15 protein-coding genes and 2 pseudogenes are annotated in these 17,422 nt (G+C 61.7%); 7 read left to right on the top strand and 10 right to left on the bottom strand.

Features of this window, described 5'->3' with window-relative positions; all coding sequences use genetic code 11:
- Window positions 1-42: 42 nt before the first annotated feature.
- A complete protein-coding gene (locus ACZ41T_RS05125; protein WP_464923401.1) occupies window positions 43-513 on the top strand; it encodes a DUF7931 domain-containing protein in 471 nt (156 codons plus the stop codon).
- A gap of 71 nt (window positions 514-584) precedes the next feature.
- On the opposite strand, the gene lptG is transcribed toward ACZ41T_RS05125, so the two are convergent.
- Genes lptG through ACZ41T_RS05140 form a run of 3 tightly spaced genes read right to left on the bottom strand, consistent with a single transcriptional unit; the run spans window position 585 to window position 2,868 of the window.
- The gene (lptG, locus tag ACZ41T_RS05130; protein ID WP_464923402.1) at window positions 585-1,661 is read right to left on the bottom strand and encodes an LPS export ABC transporter permease LptG; all 1,077 of its coding nucleotides are present in this window, start codon (window positions 1,659-1,661) and stop codon (window positions 585-587) included.
- Window positions 1,658-2,737, bottom strand: coding sequence for an LPS export ABC transporter permease LptF (lptF, locus tag ACZ41T_RS05135; RefSeq protein ID WP_464923403.1), 1,080 nt, complete (start codon window positions 2,735-2,737; stop codon window positions 1,658-1,660). Before lptF ends, lptG begins: the two co-directional genes overlap by 4 nt.
- Complete coding sequence (locus tag ACZ41T_RS05140; protein ID WP_464923404.1) at window positions 2,716-2,868, bottom strand: hypothetical protein; 153 nt, start codon at window positions 2,866-2,868, stop codon at window positions 2,716-2,718. Before ACZ41T_RS05140 ends, lptF begins: the two co-directional genes overlap by 22 nt.
- Between ACZ41T_RS05140 and ACZ41T_RS05145 the strand changes: the two genes are divergently transcribed.
- From ACZ41T_RS05145 to ACZ41T_RS05170, 6 genes and pseudogenes are all read left to right on the top strand, one after another.
- A complete protein-coding gene (locus ACZ41T_RS05145; protein ID WP_464923405.1) occupies window positions 2,867-4,381 on the top strand; it encodes a leucyl aminopeptidase in 1,515 nt (504 codons plus the stop codon). The genes ACZ41T_RS05140 and ACZ41T_RS05145 overlap by 2 nt on opposite strands.
- 10 nt (window positions 4,382-4,391) lie before the next feature.
- Complete coding sequence (locus ACZ41T_RS05150) at window positions 4,392-4,817, top strand: DNA polymerase III subunit chi (protein WP_464923406.1); 426 nt, start codon at window positions 4,392-4,394, stop codon at window positions 4,815-4,817.
- A 9-nt stretch (window positions 4,818-4,826) separates the two neighbouring features.
- A complete protein-coding gene (locus tag ACZ41T_RS05155) occupies window positions 4,827-5,306 on the top strand; it encodes a hypothetical protein (protein WP_464923407.1) in 480 nt (159 codons plus the stop codon).
- Window positions 5,307-5,422: 116 nt separating this feature from the next.
- Window positions 5,423-8,161 (top strand): valine--tRNA ligase, encoded by a 2,739-nt coding sequence (locus tag ACZ41T_RS05160; protein ID WP_464923408.1) that lies wholly within the window; start codon window positions 5,423-5,425, stop codon window positions 8,159-8,161.
- A 144-nt stretch (window positions 8,162-8,305) separates the two neighbouring features.
- Window positions 8,306-9,184: pseudogene (locus tag ACZ41T_RS05165) on the top strand (class I tRNA ligase family protein); the annotation flags it as partial.
- A 158-nt stretch (window positions 9,185-9,342) separates the two neighbouring features.
- Window positions 9,343-9,567: pseudogene (locus ACZ41T_RS05170) on the top strand (hypothetical protein); the annotation flags it as partial.
- A 137-nt stretch (window positions 9,568-9,704) separates the two neighbouring features.
- Here ACZ41T_RS05170 and ACZ41T_RS05175 read toward each other — a convergent pair.
- The 7 genes from ACZ41T_RS05175 to ACZ41T_RS05205 all read right to left on the bottom strand — a co-directional run bounded on the left by ACZ41T_RS05175 (window position 9,705) and on the right by ACZ41T_RS05205 (window position 17,226).
- Window positions 9,705-10,928 carry an OmpP1/FadL family transporter gene (locus ACZ41T_RS05175; RefSeq protein WP_464923409.1) on the bottom strand — a complete coding sequence of 408 codons (1,224 nt, stop codon included), beginning with the start codon at window positions 10,926-10,928 and terminating at the stop codon, window positions 9,705-9,707.
- Between the two features lie 210 nt (window positions 10,929-11,138).
- Window positions 11,139-11,648, bottom strand: coding sequence for a sulfur carrier protein DsrE2 (dsrE2, locus tag ACZ41T_RS05180; RefSeq protein ID WP_464923410.1), 510 nt, complete (start codon window positions 11,646-11,648; stop codon window positions 11,139-11,141).
- A gap of 85 nt (window positions 11,649-11,733) precedes the next feature.
- A complete protein-coding gene (locus ACZ41T_RS05185; RefSeq protein ID WP_464923411.1) occupies window positions 11,734-11,961 on the bottom strand; it encodes a sulfurtransferase TusA family protein in 228 nt (75 codons plus the stop codon).
- A 139-nt stretch (window positions 11,962-12,100) separates the two neighbouring features.
- On the bottom strand, window positions 12,101-12,430 hold the full coding sequence (locus ACZ41T_RS05190) for a rhodanese-like domain-containing protein (protein ID WP_464923412.1): 330 nt from the start codon (window positions 12,428-12,430) through the stop codon (window positions 12,101-12,103).
- 85 nt (window positions 12,431-12,515) lie between these two features.
- Window positions 12,516-13,454: a dimethyl sulfoxide reductase anchor subunit family protein gene (locus tag ACZ41T_RS05195; RefSeq protein WP_464923413.1), complete on the bottom strand. Its 939-nt coding sequence runs from the start codon at window positions 13,452-13,454 to the stop codon at window positions 12,516-12,518.
- 156 nt (window positions 13,455-13,610) lie between these two features.
- Window positions 13,611-14,306: a 4Fe-4S dicluster domain-containing protein gene (locus ACZ41T_RS05200; RefSeq protein ID WP_464923414.1), complete on the bottom strand. Its 696-nt coding sequence runs from the start codon at window positions 14,304-14,306 to the stop codon at window positions 13,611-13,613.
- Between the two features lie 43 nt (window positions 14,307-14,349).
- A complete protein-coding gene (locus tag ACZ41T_RS05205) occupies window positions 14,350-17,226 on the bottom strand; it encodes a molybdopterin oxidoreductase family protein (RefSeq protein ID WP_464923415.1) in 2,877 nt (958 codons plus the stop codon).
- Between the last annotated feature and the right edge of the window lie 196 nt (window positions 17,227-17,422).

The following is a 17,422-nucleotide window of genomic DNA, read 5'->3' on the forward strand; positions in this document are numbered from 1 at the left end:
AAGGTGACAACCCAGGAAACCGACGTGTTCCCAAACCAATCCATGAACACTTTTGAAACCCCCGCCGAATTCCGTGCCGCATTCGACGCGTTGCTGGCCGCCACGCATCGCCAGCTGCGTTTGTACGACCACGACCTGGGCCTGCTGGAACTCGACCATGCGCCGCGCCACGCGACCCTGCGCGCGTTGTGCGTCGCCGGCGGCGGCCGGCGAATCGAACTGCTGCTCGACGATATTAACCTTGTCGCACGCAAGCATCCCTACCTGATGCAACTGGTGCGCGACTTCGGCCACGTCCTTGAGATTCGCCAGACCGACCCCGATGCGCCGCGTCCCGGTGAGGCATTTGTGCTCGCCGACCGCCAAGGCGTGGTGCTGCGCGCCGACAAGGCAGCGGCGCACGGCACGCGCCACCTCGATGACGCGCGCAATGCAGTGCTGTTGAATCAGAATTTCGAGGGCATGTGGCAGCGTTCGCCGGCCAGCGTATCCGCGACGACGCTGGGTTTGTGAATTTCCGGGAACCGCCGAACCATCCTTCCCCGAGCCATTTTGACCGCTGGCGCTCCACTGCGGCAATCGGCTCAGCGCCGGTCCACCCAGCGAATGCCTGCCAGCGCGATGACCAGAAAAATCAGCAGCGGCAGGACCGATACCGCCACGGCCGGCCAGTTGTTCAGCAGGCCCAGGTGGCCGAACAGCCGGCTCAGCAGATGGAAGCCGAGGCCGGCCAGAATGCCGAGGAAAATCATGCCGCTGGTGCCGCCTGAGCGCGGCCCCCGGATGGCGAACGGCATGGCAACCAGCATCATGATCGGAATGACGAAGGGGCTGATGACTTTCGACCACAGCGCAAGTTCGTAACGCGTCGCTTTCTGGTTGTTTTGCTTGAGGTGCACGATGTAGCGCCAGAGGGTGCGCGCCGACATTTTTTCCGGTGCCACCAGCAGCACGCCGAGGATATCGGGTGTGAGCACCGACTGCCATTCCTGGCTGGCGTGACGCTCGGCGCGAATGCCGTCTGCGTCAAACCGCGTTTCCACCACCTGCCGCAGGTCCCAGACCTGTTGATTGCCGCGCCAGTTGGCTTGCTCGGCGGCACGGATCCAGCCCAGTTGGCCTTTAGCGTCGAAGCCGTAAATCTCGATGCCGCGCAGCGTGTTGTCGGGCATCACTTCGCGCACATTGATGAAGGCGCTGCCGTCCTTGACCCACAGCCCGGAACGGAATTGCTGCGCGACCACCGAGCGGGTGGCCGACAGTTTGTAGCGTTGCCCCGCCTGCTCCGACCACGGCGCCACGTATTCGCCGAACACCAGCACCAGCAGCGACAGTAGCGTCCCGATAACCGCGAAATATCCCGCCACCCGCCAGTTGGAGAGGCCCGACACACGCATCACCGCGTATTCCGAATTGCCCACCAGGCGCGACAGCGCAAACAGAGTACCGATCAGCGCCGCCACCGGCAGGATTTCATACAGATGCCCGGGAACGCTGAGCAACACCACGACAGCGGCCTGCCCCAGCCCATAGTTGTTGCGGCCCAGGTTGCCGAGCTCCTGCATCACGTCAAAAAACGCAAACAGCACCACCAGCGCCAGCAGGACGAAACTCGACGCCGCCAGCACCTGCCCTGCCAGATAGCGCGCCAGCAGACTCACGGTCGCCTCCGGCACGGGGCGTGCTGGCGCGAGCGCCGGTAAAACAAAATGGCCACGGCGGACAGCATCAGCAGATGCGATACCCACATCCCGACCATGGGATTCAGCTTGTCCTGCGCCACCCAGGCCTGCGACAGCGACAGCAGGTTGTTGTAGACGAAATACAGTAGCAGCGCGATCAGCAGCCCGTAGGAACGGCGCGCTCGCGTGTTGACGAAGCTGAGCGGAATCGCCATCACGGCGAGAATCAGCGCGGAAATCGGCACCCCCAGCCGCCACAGCAATTGGGCGCGCGCCGGGGGGGTGACGTCAGCCAGCAGTTCGGCCACCGACATCTGGCGGATGCTGGTGGCCCTGGCGCCCGTGGCGACCGGATCGAGCCGCATCCAGTAGCGCTCGAACCGCACGACGCGGTAATCGAGCTGGCCGGGCGTGCCTTCGTAACGGCGGCCCTCCTTGAACACCAGGTAACGCGAGCCGTCCGGCAGCTGGGTGTAATCGCCTTCGCGCGCGACCACCAGGCCGAGCTGGCCGTCGATGCGCGACTGCATGAAGACGTTGCGCACGATGCCGGTCAGCGGGTTGAGCGACTCGACGTAATAGACGCGCTGGCCGGCGTTGGATTCGGCGAACAGGCCAGGAGCAATCAACGCGCTTTCGCTGCGGCTCTTCAGTTCCTGGCCATATTCGCTTTTCTTGGTTTGCACCCACGGATTGAGCACCAGCGTCAGCAACAGGATCACCAGTGAAAACGGCACCGCGAAAACCAGCACCGGCCGCATCCATTGGGTGAGCGACAGACCGGCGTTGAACCAGATCACCATTTCGCTGTCGCGCCACATACGCGACAAGGGCAGCAACACGCCTGCAAACAGCGCGATCGTCATTAAGACCGGCAAAAAATACAGCAGCGAGAAGCCGAGGAAGACGAACACCGCCTCGTTGGCGAGTTCGCCGCGTGCCACGTCGCCGAGCAGGCGGATAAACAGCACCACCAGCGCAATCGCCACCAGTACCGTCAGTACGGCCCCGGTGGTGAGGCCCATCTCGCGGGTCAGTGCGCGGCGGTATAGCATGAAAGCGTCGGGGTGAGGGCGTGCGGTATGCGCGGGTTTTGACAATCAGCCGCGCCTGCGCCAATAATCGCCGAATCGGCAACGCCAACCATCGGCGCATCGGCAAATTGTATTTTTTTGAGCACAGACATGAAAAACAGGGAAATCGAACTTGAATTTAGCATAAAAAGCGGCGCCCCCGAAAAGCAGCGCAGCGCCTGCGTCGTCGTCGGCGTCTTCGAAAGCCGCAAGCTATCCGGGCCTGCCATCGACATCGACCGCGCCAGCGACGGTTATCTGTCCGAGATCCTGCGCGGCGGCGACATGGAAGGCAAGGCCGGCAGCACGCTGCTGCTGCACAAAGTGCCGAATATCCTGGCCGACCGCGTGCTGCTGGTCGGCCTCGGCAAGGAGCGCGATTTCCACGAAAAAGCCTACCGCGATGCCATCGCCTGCGCCGTCAAGACGCTGCGCGACACCGGCTCGATGGAAGCGGCCATCACGCTTTCCGAAATCCCGGTGAAGAAGCGCGACGTGACCTGGAACATCGAGCAGGCGGTGATCGGCGCGCACGATGCGCTGTACCGCTTCGACCGCATGAAGAGCAAGCCGGACGAGGCGCGCCGCCCCTTGAAGCGCATCACCTTCGCCGTGTCGCGGCGCGGCGAACTCAAATTCGGCGACATCGGCCTCGCGCACGGCCTGGCCATCGCCCGCGGCATCGACCTCGCCAAGAATCTAGGTAACACGCCGTCCAACATTTGCACCCCCGAATACCTGGCAAGCGAGGCAAAAAAGCTGGCGAAGTCGCACGGCTTCGGCTGCGAGATCCTCGATTACGCGGCCTGCGAGAAGCTCGGCATGGGCTCATTCCTGTCGGTTGGCAAGGGCAGCGACAAGCCGCCGCGCTTCATCGTGCTGAAGCATGAGGGCGGCAAAAAAAGCGACAAGCCCGTGGTGCTGGTCGGCAAAGCGGTCACCTTCGACGCCGGCGGCATTTCGCTCAAGCCGCCCGCCGAAATGGACGAGATGAACTACGACATGAGCGGCGGCGGCGCGGTCATCGGCGTCTTTCGCGCCATCGGCGAACTGGGGCTGGCGCTCAACGTCGTCGGCCTCATCCCTGCCTGCGAGAACATGCCGGACGCAAACGCCAACAAGCCGGGCGACATCGTCACCTCGATGTCCGGCCAGACCATCGAAATCCTCAACACCGATGCCGAAGGCCGCCTGATCCTGTGCGACGCACTGACCTACGCCGAGCGCTTCGAGCCCGACTCGGTGATCGACCTGGCCACCCTCACCGGCGCCTGCGTGATTGCGCTGGGCGCGCATCCCAGCGCGCTCTTCAGCAACCACGACCCGCTGGCGCGCGAGATCGAGCACGCCGCCGACCATGCATGGGACCGTGTCTGGCGCATGCCGCTATGGGAGGACTATCAGGAGCAGTTGAAAAGTAGCCTCGCCGACATGGCCAATATCGGCGGCCGCCCGGCCGGCTCGATCACCGCCGCCTGCTTCCTGTCGCGCTTCGCCAGGAAATACCACTGGGCGCATCTGGACATCGCCGGCACCGCCTGGAAAGGCGGCCGCGAGAAGAAGGGCTCGACCGGGCGCCCGGTTTCGCTACTGATGCACTTCCTGCTGAACCGCGTACAGAAATAATCCGCCGGACGTGACCGAAATCCTCTTCTACACCCATGCCGACGCCCCCCTCGACGTCGCCCGTCGCGTCGCTGCCAAGGCCTGCGGCCAGGGCAGGCAGGTGATGATTTACGCACCGGACGCGGCGGTGGCCGACGCCATCGACCGCCTGCTGTGGACGACGCCTGCGCCGGGCTTCGTGCCGCACTGTCGCGATACCGACCCGCTGGCCGGCGAAACGCCGGTGCTGATCGGAACCGACAGCGACGCCCTGCGCAGCGCCGACGTGATGATCAACCTGCACACCGGGCAGCCGCCCGCCTTTGCCCGCTTCGAGCGCCTGGTCGAAATCGTCGGCCCGGATGCAGCCGTGGTCGAACAGGGACGCGAGCGCTGGCGCTTTTACAAGGCGCGTGGCTACGCCCTGACAACCCACGATCTGCGTCAGCCCGGCTAGGTGGCATCGATGAGCGAGAGTCCGCTGTTAAGCAAGATGGATGCGCTGCTGAAAAAGCATCGCGGCGGCAACGAGGCCGACGTGGACGCATCGTTCGGCCTCGCAACGGCTCCCGATGCCCCCCGACACATGCCGCCGGCCGACGCCTGGCTGCCGGTGCTGACCGATGCGATCGAGCGCGGCACGCCCCCGGTCGTGTCGGCGCCGGCGGCCGCGGCGCATCCCCCGGCGGCGCAGCCCGCCGAACCCGAAGCGCCCATAGCCGAGATGCCCTCTTCCATCGTCAGCGACACCCTGGCCGAGCAGCTGATGAGCGAGCTGGCGCCGCGATTGTCCGAAGTGATGGAAAAGCAGGTCGCCGCCGAGTTGCGCAAGAACCTCGACCAGACCGTAGCCACACTGCTCTCCCAGCTTGATGTCAGCGTACGGGAAGTCGTGCGCGAGGCGATCGCCGAAAAACTCAGGCACCCCCGCGACCCGTCGACCTGAAACCGCATTTTTCGGCGGCGTTTTGGGACGCACCCCAGGCTTTTTGGGGGGCATCCCGAGTTTCTTTGGGACGCGTCCCAGCCTTTTTGGGATAATGCCGCCTTTGCGCGCACGCCATGGAACTCGCCAAATCCTTCGAACCGGCTGAAATCGAAAAGCGCTGGTACGCCCAGTGGGAAAGCGCCGGCTACTTCAAGACGGGCGACAACCCCAACGCCAGCGCCTACTGCATCATGCTGCCGCCGCCCAACGTCACCGGCACGCTGCACATGGGGCACGCCTTCCAGCACACCCTGATGGACGCACTCACCCGCTATCACCGCATGATGGGCGACAACACGCTGTGGCAGCCGGGCACCGACCACGCCGGCATCGCCACCCAGATCGTGGTGGAGCGCCAGCTCGACGCGCAGGGCGTCTCCCGCCACGACCTCGGCCGCGAAAAATTCCTCGAAAAGGTGTGGGAGTGGAAGGAACACTCCGGCTCCACCATCACCCAGCAGATGCGCCGGCTCGGCACCAGCCCGGACTGGAGCCGCGAGCGCTTCACCATGGACGAGGGCCTGTCGAAGGCCGTCACCGAAGTATTCGTGCGGCTCTACCGCGAAGGCCTCATCTACCGCGGCAAGCGGCTGGTGAACTGGGACCCGGTCCTGCAAACGGCAGTGTCCGACCTCGAAGTCGTCAGCACCGAGGAAGAAGGCTTCATCTGGGAAATCAGCTATCCGCTGGAAGATGGCTCCAGCGCACTCACCGTCGCCACCACCCGCCCGGAAACCCTGCTTGGTGATACGGCAGTAGCCGTACACCCGGAAGACGAGCGCTACGCCCATCTCATCGGCAAGCAGGTCCGGCTGCCCATCGCCGAGCGCAGCATCCCCGTCATCGCCGACGACTATGTCGACCGCGAATTCGGCACTGGCGTAGTCAAGATCACGCCGGCGCACGACTTCAATGACTGGCAGGTCGGACAGCGCCACAAGCTGGTCGCGATCAGCGTGCTCACGCTCGACGCCAAAATGAACGATCTGTGCCCGGCCGAATACCAGGGCCTGGACCGCTACGACGCGCGCCAAAAAATGCTCGACGCCTTGCAGACAAGTGGCCTGCTGGTCTCCGCCAAACCGCATAAACTGATGATTCCACGCGGCGACCGCACGCACGCGGCGATCGAACCCATGCTGACCGATCAGTGGTTCATGAGCATGGACGGCCTGGCCAAGCAGGGGCTGGATGCAGTCGAGTCCGGCGAAGTGAAATTCGTCCCGGAAAACTGGACCACCACTTACCGTCAATGGCTGGAAAACATCCAGGACTGGTGTTTGTCACGGCAGCTGTGGTGGGGGCATCGCATTCCGGCCTGGTACGACGCCGACGGCAACTTCTACGTCGCGTACTCCGAAGCCGAAGCCCGCAAACAGGCTGGCGGCCGCGAGCTCACCCAGGACAACGACGTGCTCGACACCTGGTTCTCGTCTGCACTGTGGCCATTCTCCACTCTGGGCTGGCCTGAGCAAACGCCGGAACTCGAGCGTTACCTGCCGACCTCGGTTCTGGTCACCGGCTTCGACATCATCTTCTTCTGGGTTGCACGCATGGTGATGATGTCCAAGCATCTCACCGGAAAAGTGCCGTTCCGCGAAGTCTATGTCACCGGCCTGGTACGCGACTCCGAAGGCCAGAAGATGAGCAAGTCCAAAGGCAACGTGCTCGACCCGATCGACCTCATCGACGGCATCGCGGTGGACGAGTTGGTTACCAAGCGCACTCAGGGCCTGATGAACCCCAAACAGGCCACCAGCATCGAGAAACGCACCCGCAAGGAATTCCCGGAAGGCATCGCGGCATTCGGCACCGATGCCCTGCGCTTCACCTTCGCCAGTCTTGCCACGCATGGTCGTGACATCAAGTTCGACCTGCAACGCGCCGAAGGCTATCGCAACTTCTGCAACAAATTGTGGAACGCCACCCGCTTTGCTCTGATGAACCTGGAAGGCCACGACTGCGGCCAGGATGCCAGCCAGCCGATGGACTTTTCGGACGCCGACCGCTGGATCACCGCGCGCCTGCAACAAGCCGTCACCGACGTGCATGCGGCATTCAGCGCCTACCGCTTCGACCAGGCCGCGCGCGCCGTGTACGAATTTGTGTGGGACGAATACTGCGACTGGTATCTGGAACTCGCCAAAGTGCAGCTGAGCAACGGTACCCTCGAACAGCAACGCGCCACCCGCCGCACCCTCGCCAGCGTGCTCGAAGCCACCCTGCGCCTTGCTCACCCCATCATTCCCTACATCACCGAAGAGTTGTGGCAAAAGGTTGCGCCACTGGCCGGCGTTTCGGGCGACACCATCATGCTGGCGAGCTTCCCCCAAGCGGAATCAGCACAGGCCCACGCCGACAGCGTCACACGCATCCAGACGCTGAAGGAACTGGTCAACGCCTGCCGCACCCTGCGCAGCGAAATGAATTTGTCGCCTGCACAACGCGTGCCGCTGGTGATCGAAGGCGACACCGCTGTCATCACCGCGCTCGCACCCTACATCACCGCGCTCGGCAAGCTCAGCGAAGTGACTGCAGTCGCTGCACTTGCGGATGCCGATGCCCCGGTCGCGCTGGTCGGCGACATGCGGCTGATGCTGGTGGTGGAGATCGACAAGGACGCCGAGCGCGCACGACTGGCCAAGGAAATCGTCCGCATCCAGGGCGAGATCAAAAAAGCAGAAAGCAAGCTGGCCAATCCCAGTTTCGTCGACAAAGCGCCGGCCGCAGTAGTGCAACAGGAGCAGGCACGCCTAGCCGACTTTGCTGCGATGCTGCAAAAGCTGGCGGCACAGCACGCGCGCTTGGGCTGATACACGCCCAGCAGGCCCGCAGCCTGCCTTCGAGTTTCTTGTAGAGGTGGGCTCGTTCCACCCCGCCGAACGGGCAGTCAGCCATGAAATTGTAGGCGAGAAATTGGATGGACTACTTATCTAGACCTGACCCCAGAGTCCTGCTCACTGATGAACCTGGAAGGCCACGACTGCGGCCAGGACGCCAGCCTGCCGGTGGAATTCTCCGACGCCGACCGCTGGATCGCCGACCGGCTACAGCAGGCCGTCGCCGAAGTGCACGCAGCCTTCGCCGCCTACCGCTTCGACCAGGCCGCGCGCGCCGTCTACGAATTCGTTTGGGACGAATACTGCGACTGGTACCTGGAACTCGCCAAGGTGCAGTTGAACACCGGCACGCCCGAGCAGCAGCGCGCCACCCGGCGCACCCTCGCAACGGTGCTCGAAACCACGCTACGCCTCGCCCACCCCATCATTCCTTTCATCACCGAAGAACTGTGGCAGAAGGTTGCGCCGCTCGCCGGCGTCGCTGACGACAGCATCATGCTCGCCCCCTATCCGCAGGTAGACGAAGGACAGCGCCATCCCGACAGCGTCGCGCGCATCCAGTTGCTGAAGGAACTGGTCAACGCCTGCCGCACCCTGCGCGGCGAGATGAACCTGTCGCCCGCGCAGCGCGTGCCGCTGGTGATCGAGGGCGACGCCGCCGCGATCAACGCGCTGGCGTCCTACATCGCCGCACTCGGCAAACTCAGTGAAATCAGCGCCGTGCCCGCGCTGCCGGAAGCCGACGCCCCGGTCGCCCTGGTCGGCGACATGCGGATGATGCTGGTGGTGGCAATCGACAAGGATGCCGAGCGCGCCCGCCTGGCCAAGGAAATCGCCCGCGTCCAGGGCGAGATCAAGAAAGCCGAAGCCAAGCTCGCCAACCCCAGCTTCGTCGACCGCGCGCCCGCCGCAGTCGTGCGGCAGGAGCAGGCGCGGCTGACCGACTTTGCGGCCATGCTGCAAAAACTGGAGGCGCAGCACGCGCGGCTGGGCTGACACGCCCCCCAAGTTTTCTTGTGAGGGATGAACTCGCCCGCACTCGGGCCACCGGCTGCCGGGCTGCCAAGCCCCGCATCCGCCACAAAATTGTGGCTCAGTCAGCCTCAGTCACCTTTGTGCGGACTATTTATCTAGACCTGACCCCAAAGACATTCCGGATGATGCTGGTGGTGGAAATCGACAAGGACGCCGAACGCGCCCGGCTGGCCAAGGAAATCGCCCGCATCCAGGGCGAGATCAGGAAGGCCGAAGGCAAGCTCGCCAATCCCAGCTTCGTCGACAAGGCCCCTGCCGTCGTCGTCGAGCAGGAAAAGGCTCGACTCTCCGATTTCGGCACCATGCTGCAGAAGCTGCAGGCACAGCACGCGCGTCTGAGCTGACAGCAAAAAACACCGGCAACAAAAAAGCGCGGATTGTCCGCGCTTTTTTATTGAATACCCTTAGCAAATCCAGACGCACATAAAAAAACCGGAGCCTATTGACCCCGGTCTTTTATCAGCCCAACAACTGCTGAAATTTACATCTTCCAGCTGTATTGGATACCCAGCGAGTTCTGGTACATCTGGATGGTGTTAATGCCCGTGGGATTACCAAGATCATCAAAGCCTTGGCCGGACACGTCGTTCTTGAGGGCGTGCATGTAAGCCATGGTGACTTCGTTGCCGGACGCCAGCGTGTAGGTAACGCCCAAAGTGACATGATCTTCAATCACCGCAGGGGCCAGAATGTTCAGTGTCGTTTCGCCGCAATTAACTGAACCCGCCATGCATTCGGCCAAGCTGGCCCCTACGATCGGGCTGTCAGTATGGCTGTAGCCTGCGCGCAGCGTCAGCTTCTGGCTGTATTTGTATTCCACACCCAGCTTCCACACGTCAATGTTGTCATAGCCAAAGCCGCCAGCGCTAGCCGGGGCACCCACCGCAGCGACCTCCCCATAGTTGATGCGCTGGTAATCCAGTGCAAGCTTGACTGCGGGGGTTGCCTGCCAGGCGACACCGAGGTTGTAGTTTTCAGGAAGGTCGAAATCGCCGTTTTCCAGGAACAGCCAGTTATATTTGTCGAACGCCTCGAAATTAATCTCGGAAGAGTAGGCTGCACCGACGGTAATGGTCGGAGTGATCTTGCCCAGATAGCCGACGCGCACACCGTAGCCGAAGGAATCGTCATGCTCCGAAGTCGGGCCGCCCAAGCCGTCCGCCTTGAACAGCTGATAGCCGATCAGTGGGGAGATACCGATGGAGTGGTTGGGGGCGACCTTGTAAGCCAAGGTAGGGGCAATAACCAACTGCATGAGATCAATGCCCAAGGCACCCGGCGCACCGAAAAGGTTCGTCCCCGGCATCACTTCGGAGTAATGCGTGTTCATGCCACCGTTTCCGTACACCGTCACGCCCAGCGCGAGGTTGTTGTTGACCATGCGGCTGTAGCCAAATTCAGGGATCAAATGGTAGCTGTCGTCGCTTTCGACCGAAACATTCATGCCGGGACCACCCCAATTTTCCATTGTGGCTTCACGAATCGGGCTGAACAGGTCCACGCCCAAATCGATGCGGTTGCCGACAAAGGCCGCCGCCGCAGGGTTGTTGGCGCCAAAGAAGGCGTCTTCAGTATTGGTCGTGGACGCGCCTGCCATGCCCTTGGCCTTCATGCCATAGCCGTGCGAGAAATAACCGTTGGTGGCGTAGGCGCTGCCAGCCAAACCGGCCAGTGCCATGAATGCGAATACTTTTGTTAATTTCATTAATGTCTCCTCTAAGGGCAAAATCACTACAGATAAGCTAATTGAATTAGCCTATCCTGAAGGCTACGCTAACAACTGTGGCTTAGCCAAGAAGGCCAGCCTGTTTAACCGGATAATCAGCATCGCGTGTGGTACAAAAGACACAAAAAATGAGCCGAACGAATCGGCTCATTTTCATCGGGCGGCAATCTGCCGCTCAAATACTGTTTCTTAGATAAACAGGCAGATGTCGGTCTCGCCGGCGAATTCGAAGAAGGTGGCGGCGCCGCCATATTCGAGGCCGTCGATGAAGTCGGAATGCTCGAAGCCGAACAGCTCGACGGTCATCTGGCAGGCGATAAACTTGACTTCGGCTTCCTGGCACAGTTCACGCAGTTCAGGAATACTGGCCACGCCGGTGTTGGCGATGGTCTGCTTCATCAAAGCCGTTGCCACGTTTTCATAGCCGGGGATGATGGCCTGGATGGCGTTGGGCATGTTCCAATTGATGCTCTTGAACCACTTGGGGCCAAAGGGCATTTTCATCGGCATGCCGGGGTTGCCCAGGGGGCTGACTTTGAGGACAGACAGGTCCTTGCGGACAAGCTGGAGGCCATAAAAGGTGAAGAAAATCTGGGTTTCGTAGCCCAGCGCGGCGGCCGTGGAGGCCAGGATGAACGGTGGGTAAGCCCAGTCCAGCGTGCCCTTGGTCGCGATGATGGCCATTTTTTTAGTATCCATGCTCGGTCTCTCTCCTCTTCCAGTCAAAAAAACAGCGCCGTGGGTTTCTGGCTCGGAACGGATGGCGCTGGCTTCGGTTTCCTGCTTATTTCTTCTTCATGAAGAAGGTGAATTCGCCACCCGCTTCGGCGGTTGACAGCAATTCATTGCCGGTCTGCTTGGCGAAAGCGGCAAAATCCTTGACTGAACCGGGGTCGGTCGAGAGGATTTTCAGCACCTGGCCGCTGGAGACTTCTCCCAGGGCTTTCTTGGCACGCAGGATGGGCAGGGGGCAGTTCAAACCACGTGCATCAAGTTCTTTATCGAAATTCATTGGGTTCTCCTTACATTATTAAACAAGTATGTAGTAAAAATTGCTGCGGTACAGTAAACCAGAAGCTCCCCCATTGCAACCGAATTCGCTGCGCAACGGGGTGCGATTTGGAGAAGGTCAACCGGCCTTGCCCCGGCGTTTAACGCGGCAGGCTGAGCGCATTGCCCGAACGCGCCCATGCCATGATGCCGCCCGCCAGATTATGCATGTTGCCATACCCCCTGGAGGCCATGAATGCACACGCCTGCGCCGAGCGCGCACCGGAGCGGCAGTAGATCACTACGGGCGTGTCCTGGGGAATGTCGGCCGCGCGCAACGGCAGCAAGTGCAGCGGGATGTGAATAGCGCCATCGATCACGCCCTGCGCGACCTCGGCTGCGGTGCGCACATCAATCAGGTGCGCCCCCTTGGTGGCGATTTCCGCGACGTAGCCGGGATCGACTTCCTTGAAACCTGACAGTCCAAACATGGTGATCACTCTTCTGCAATTTAATAATTAGCATTTGCTAATATACCCTGAAGCGGCGAACAAGCCAACCGCGAGGACGCGGTGTTCAGCAGCGCTGGGCGCCGTGATACAGGTTGACCACGTGACGCGCTTCGGCGAAAAACAGCCAGCGCTCGACTGCGGCGCCGGCAAGGCCCGCTACGACGGCGATGATGGCGGGGGCTTGGCCGCCCTGCTGGTTGAACACCCATACCAGCATCAGGCCGGGCAGCGCAAAGCCCACCACGAAGACGATGACCTTGAACAGCCCGGCTTGCTGCCGGGCGATCTGGAAACCAAATTCCTGAGTCAGGAAGGTGCCATGGGTATGGCCGGTGTCCAGCAGCTTGACCTTGGCGCGGGTGAGTCCTGTGGCAGTGTTGATGGTGGGTGTGAGGCCTGGGCTGCGAATCCAGAAGTAGTAAATGGCTTTCAGCACGGCGGCAATCGAGATGATCAGCGCCGACATCGCGATGAACGGCGTGGTGTCGAGACCGGCGACGACGGCGCCCAGCAACAACAGCAAGCTGCCACTGGCATAACCCAGCGCCAGGTAGTTGGCCGGCACCAGCGGGGTGTTCCACTGGCGGATGGTTTTCAGGCAGGCGTAGATCATGCCGGTGGAAAACAGCGTGATCCAGGCCAGCACGGCGGTCAGGAAGCCGAAGGTTCCACGCAGCCACAACGGTGCGTCGAACATGATGCTGGCAAGGTAGATCAGCGCCAGCGGCATGAACACCACGGCAAACACGCCCTCGCGCGACAGCCACGAGGTGCGGAAGCGGTTGAAGGCGCGCCAGGCGTTTTTGGGGTTGGCGAGGTGGAAGGCGGAGGCCAGCAGGCCGAACACGACCAGCCCCATCGCGATGAGGCCGCCCGCAACGAGCTGACCCTGGCTGAAACCGCCGCCAAGCTTGAACATGTCAGCCAGGAACAGTAGCGAAAATAGCCCGAAGCCGGCGCCCGACGCCACGGTGAAAAAAATAACTGAAAATGCTGGATGCATATTGATTTCCTTGTTAAGCAGTATGCGGCGTTTCGGTGCCGATCAAGCTTCAGATTGGTCGAGCCGAAATGCGCCGGACCTGGCCGGTTTCGCGGGCTTTCTGGATTATTTCGTGCTGCTTGCAGCGAAAGTCAGGCTTGAGCGGCACCTCAAAAATCAGCGGCGCACCAGTTTGTTGGCGAACTGCTTGATGCTTGCCTTCAGGCCGCCCTTCGGCTTGGTGTCGACCGGAATCACCGGCTTCCGGCGCGACGGCAGGTACTGGTTGGTCGGGTTGTAGTTGAGCTCGGGCATCAGCGGGTAGCCGCCGCGCTCGCGCACGGTGCGCGACACCGCCGAGTCGGGATCGTCGAAGTCGCCGAACATGCGCGCATGCGCCGGGCAGGTCAGCACGCACGCGGGTTGGCGCTCCTCGACCGGCAGTTCCTGGTCGTAGATGCGGTCGACGCACAGGGTGCACTTCTTCATCGTGCCGGTGTAACGGTCGAGTTCGCGCGCGCCGTACGGGCAGGCCCACGAGCAGTAGTTGCAGCCCATGCACTTGTCCTGGTCGATCAGAACGATGCCGTCTTCGGGGCGCTTGTACGAAGCGCCGGTCGGACACACGGTGACGCAGTCGGCATCCTCGCAGTGCATGCACGACATCGGGAAGTTGACCGTCTTGTTGTTGGGGTATTCGTCCATCTCATAATGGCGAATCCGGTTGAACCACACGCCGGACGGCTCGGCGCCGTAGGGCTGGTAGTCGGACAAGGGGCCGATGGTGCCGGAGGCGTTCCATTCCTTGCAGGCGATGGCGCAGGCATGGCAGCCTACGCATACGTCGAGGTCGATGACCAGTCCTAGTCTCATTCTGTGCTCGCTTTATTTATCCAGATGCGCTTGGTTCTGCTGCTCAGTCTTTTTCGTGGCTGCGCGCGTCGTAGCGCAGCACATCGGGACGCTCGTAGCGCTCGTCGCCGGGCAGCGGCTTGAGCGTGTCGAACTGCGGCCACGAACCGGTTTCGCCCGCTGCAGCTTTCCAGATTTTCACGCGCAGATCGAACCATGCGGCCTGGCCGGTCACCGGGTCGGAGTTGGTGACACGGCGCTCGCCTGCCTTTTCCGGTAAAAGCTCTGAAATCAAATGATTCAGCAGGAAGCCTTTTGTCGCCTCCGATGCGTTTTCCTTCAGACCCCAGGCACCCTTCTGCTTGCCGATGGCGTTCCAGGTCCAGACAGTGTCTGTCTGGGTACCTTCCATGGTCCTGGCCTGACAGCGGATCTTGCCGTTGTGCGACTCGACCCAGATCCAGTCAAAGTCCTTGATGCCCATTTCGGCTGCGCGGCGCGCATTCATGTACATGTAGTTCTGCGCCATGAGCTGGCGCAGCCACACGTTCTGCGAATCCCATGAGTGGTACATGAACATGGGACGCTGGGTCAGTGCGAAAAACGGGTATTCGTCCTTGTCGACGCGCTGCTGCTCCAGCGGCTCGTACCACATCGGCAGCGGGTCGAAGTATTTCACCAGGCGCTCGCGGTCGACCGGGTTGTTGGGCTGCGGGCCGTCGTACAGGCCCTGCCCCGCCAGGCGGAATTTCTGCAGCGGCTCGGAATAGAACTGCATGATGATGGGCTCGACCTTGCCGACGAAGCCGGCGTCCGCCGCCACGTCGAGGTAATCCTTGTTGGCAAAGCGCATGTATTTCTGGTTGTCGGGCCAATGGTGGGCGAAGAAGCTCTGGTTCTCGATGTATTTTTCCCACTGCCTGGGGTTGGGCTCACCCTTCAGCGACTTGTCGCCGTCCTTGCCGCGCCAGCCGGCAAGAAAGCCCACGCCCGGCGAACGCTCGTAGTTGACGATGAAATCCTGGTAGCCGCTGAATTTGCGCGTGCCGTCGGGGCGGGTAAAGGCCGGGAATTTCAGGCGCCCCGCCAGTTCGACCATGACTTCCTGCCACGGCCGTACGTCGCGGTTTGGCTTGAGCAACGGGTAGCGGATGGCGTCGGCCGCCGCATCCGGCTCGGAAATCGGCCGATCGAGCAGCGAGATGGTGTCGTGGCGTTCGAGGTACGTAGTGTCCGGCAGGATCAGGTCGGCGAAATTGGTCATCTCCGAATGGAAAGCGTCGATTACTACCAGGAACGGAATCTTGTGTTCGCCGAAGTTCTCCGGGTCCTTGGCGCGCAGCATGTCCTGCACATTGGCCGTGTTCATGGTCGAGTTCCACGCCATGTTGGACATGAACAACATCAGCGTGTCGAGCGCATACGGGTCGTGGTTGGTCGCATTGGTGATCACCATGTGCATCAGGCCGTGCGAGGCGATCGGCACTTCCCATGAATACGCCTTGTCGATACGTAGCGGGTTACCGAACTCGTCGATCACCAGGTCTTCCGGACGCGTCGGGAAGCCGAGCGGCGGGCGCGACAGCGGCGTATTCGGCGCGTTGATGATGTCGATGTTATTTTCCGGCAGCTGGTGCGGCGGGATCGGTTTCGGATACGGCGCGCGGGCGCGGAAGTTGCCCGGCGCGTCGAGCGCGCCCAGCAGCATCTGGATCATGTGGATCGCGCGGCAGGAATGAAAGCCGTTGGAGTGCGCCGCGATGCCGCGCATCGCATACATCGCCACCGGGCGGCCCACGACCTTGTCGTGCTTGCGGCCCCACACGTCGGTCCACTCGATCGGCAGTTCGACCGTCTCCTTGAACGCGATGTGCGCCATTTCCAGCGCGATGCGCTCGATGGTCTCGGCCGGCAGGCCGCATTCCAGCGCCACGTTTTCGGGGGCGTAGCGTTCGTCGAGATAGCGCTCGACCATCAGCGACATCACGGTCTTGACGCGGTGGCCGTCGGGCGCCACGAATTCGCCGAACAGCGCCGGGGCGATGTCGCCGTCGATGCCGTTCCTGAAGGCTTCCCTCTCGATATCCCAGATCAGCGGCTGATTTTTTTCATCACGCAGGAACAGACCGTCGCCCTTCTGCCCCGGACTCTGCACCACCAGCCACGACGCATTGGTGTAGCGCACCAGGAATTCGTAGTCGAACTGCTCATGCTTCAGCAGCACGTGCACCATCGACATGGCGAGCAGGCCGTCCATGCCCGGCTTGATCGGCAGCCACTCGTCGGCAATCGCCGAATAGCCGGTGCGCACCGGGTTGACGGTGACGAACTTGCCGCCGCGGCGCTTGAGCTTTTCCAGGCCGATCTTGATCGGGTTGGACGAGTGGTCTTCCGCCACCCCCCACATCAGGAAATACTTGGCGTAGTCCCAGTCGGGTGCGCCGAACTCCCAGAACGAGAAGCCGATGGAATAGAGACCGGCCGCCGCCATGTTGACGGAACAGAAACCGCCGTGCGCCGACCAGTTGGGGGTACCGAACTGCTGCGCCCACAGGCCGGTCAGTGCCTGCATCTGGTCGCGCCCGGTAAAAAACCCCAGCTTGGAAGGGTCGGTGGCCCGGATATCCCCCAGTCGCGCGGTCAGGAGATCGAGCGCCTGATCCCAGGAAATCGGTTCGTAAATGCCCTCGCCGCGCTCGGTGCCCGGCTTGCGCATCAGCGGCTGGGTCAGCTTGGCGGTGGAATACTGCTTCATGATTCCCGCCGAGCCCTTGGCGCACAGCACGCCCTGGTTGATGGGATGGTTGCGATTTCCCTGGATGAAGCGGATCTTGTTGTCCTCCAGCGTCACCTTGATGCCGCAACGGCACGCACACATATAGCATGTGCTGTACTTGATTTCCTGCGCGTCGTGATTTTCGAGCTTGATCTTGGCGTTCATGCGGCCTCTAATAATTCAAAACGATCCGCGGCGGCTCCGCGAGGAGGCCGCATTTTTCTGCCCGGATACTGGAATGACCGTCTGCAGCGTCGGTGCATCGCCTGCTGCGGGAACAGCCATATATTAATAAATACGAATATAGCGTTATTTAGCAGTTCAGACCGCCCGCATGGCAAGAAAAATGGCTGATGCCCCC

This window comes from Thiobacillus thiophilus (genome assembly GCF_055378705.1).

What these genes read in the sequence shown, in the direction of transcription:
- ACZ41T_RS05200 (WP_464923414.1), bottom strand. Translation starts at nt 14,306, where the DNA reads ATGAGACTAGGACTGGTCATCGACCTCGACGTATGCGTAGGCTGCCAT.
- ACZ41T_RS05195 (WP_464923413.1), bottom strand. Translation starts at nt 13,454, where the DNA reads ATGCATCCAGCATTTTCAGTTATTTTTTTCACCGTGGCGTCGGGCGCC.
- lptF (WP_464923403.1), bottom strand. Translation starts at nt 2,737, where the DNA reads ATGCTATACCGCCGCGCACTGACCCGCGAGATGGGCCTCACCACCGGG.
- ACZ41T_RS05160 (WP_464923408.1), top strand. Translation starts at nt 5,423, where the DNA reads ATGGAACTCGCCAAATCCTTCGAACCGGCTGAAATCGAAAAGCGCTGG.
- ACZ41T_RS05145 (WP_464923405.1), top strand. Translation starts at nt 2,867, where the DNA reads ATGAAAAACAGGGAAATCGAACTTGAATTTAGCATAAAAAGCGGCGCC.
- ACZ41T_RS05175 (WP_464923409.1), bottom strand. Translation starts at nt 10,928, where the DNA reads ATGAAATTAACAAAAGTATTCGCATTCATGGCACTGGCCGGTTTGGCT.
- ACZ41T_RS05185 (WP_464923411.1), bottom strand. Translation starts at nt 11,961, where the DNA reads ATGAATTTCGATAAAGAACTTGATGCACGTGGTTTGAACTGCCCCCTG.
- ACZ41T_RS05190 (WP_464923412.1), bottom strand. Translation starts at nt 12,430, where the DNA reads ATGTTTGGACTGTCAGGTTTCAAGGAAGTCGATCCCGGCTACGTCGCG.
- ACZ41T_RS05125 (WP_464923401.1), top strand. Translation starts at nt 43, where the DNA reads ATGAACACTTTTGAAACCCCCGCCGAATTCCGTGCCGCATTCGACGCG.
- ACZ41T_RS05205 (WP_464923415.1), bottom strand. Translation starts at nt 17,226, where the DNA reads ATGAACGCCAAGATCAAGCTCGAAAATCACGACGCGCAGGAAATCAAG.
- ACZ41T_RS05155 (WP_464923407.1), top strand. Translation starts at nt 4,827, where the DNA reads ATGAGCGAGAGTCCGCTGTTAAGCAAGATGGATGCGCTGCTGAAAAAG.
- ACZ41T_RS05140 (WP_464923404.1), bottom strand. Translation starts at nt 2,868, where the DNA reads ATGTCTGTGCTCAAAAAAATACAATTTGCCGATGCGCCGATGGTTGGC.
- dsrE2 (WP_464923410.1), bottom strand. Translation starts at nt 11,648, where the DNA reads ATGGATACTAAAAAAATGGCCATCATCGCGACCAAGGGCACGCTGGAC.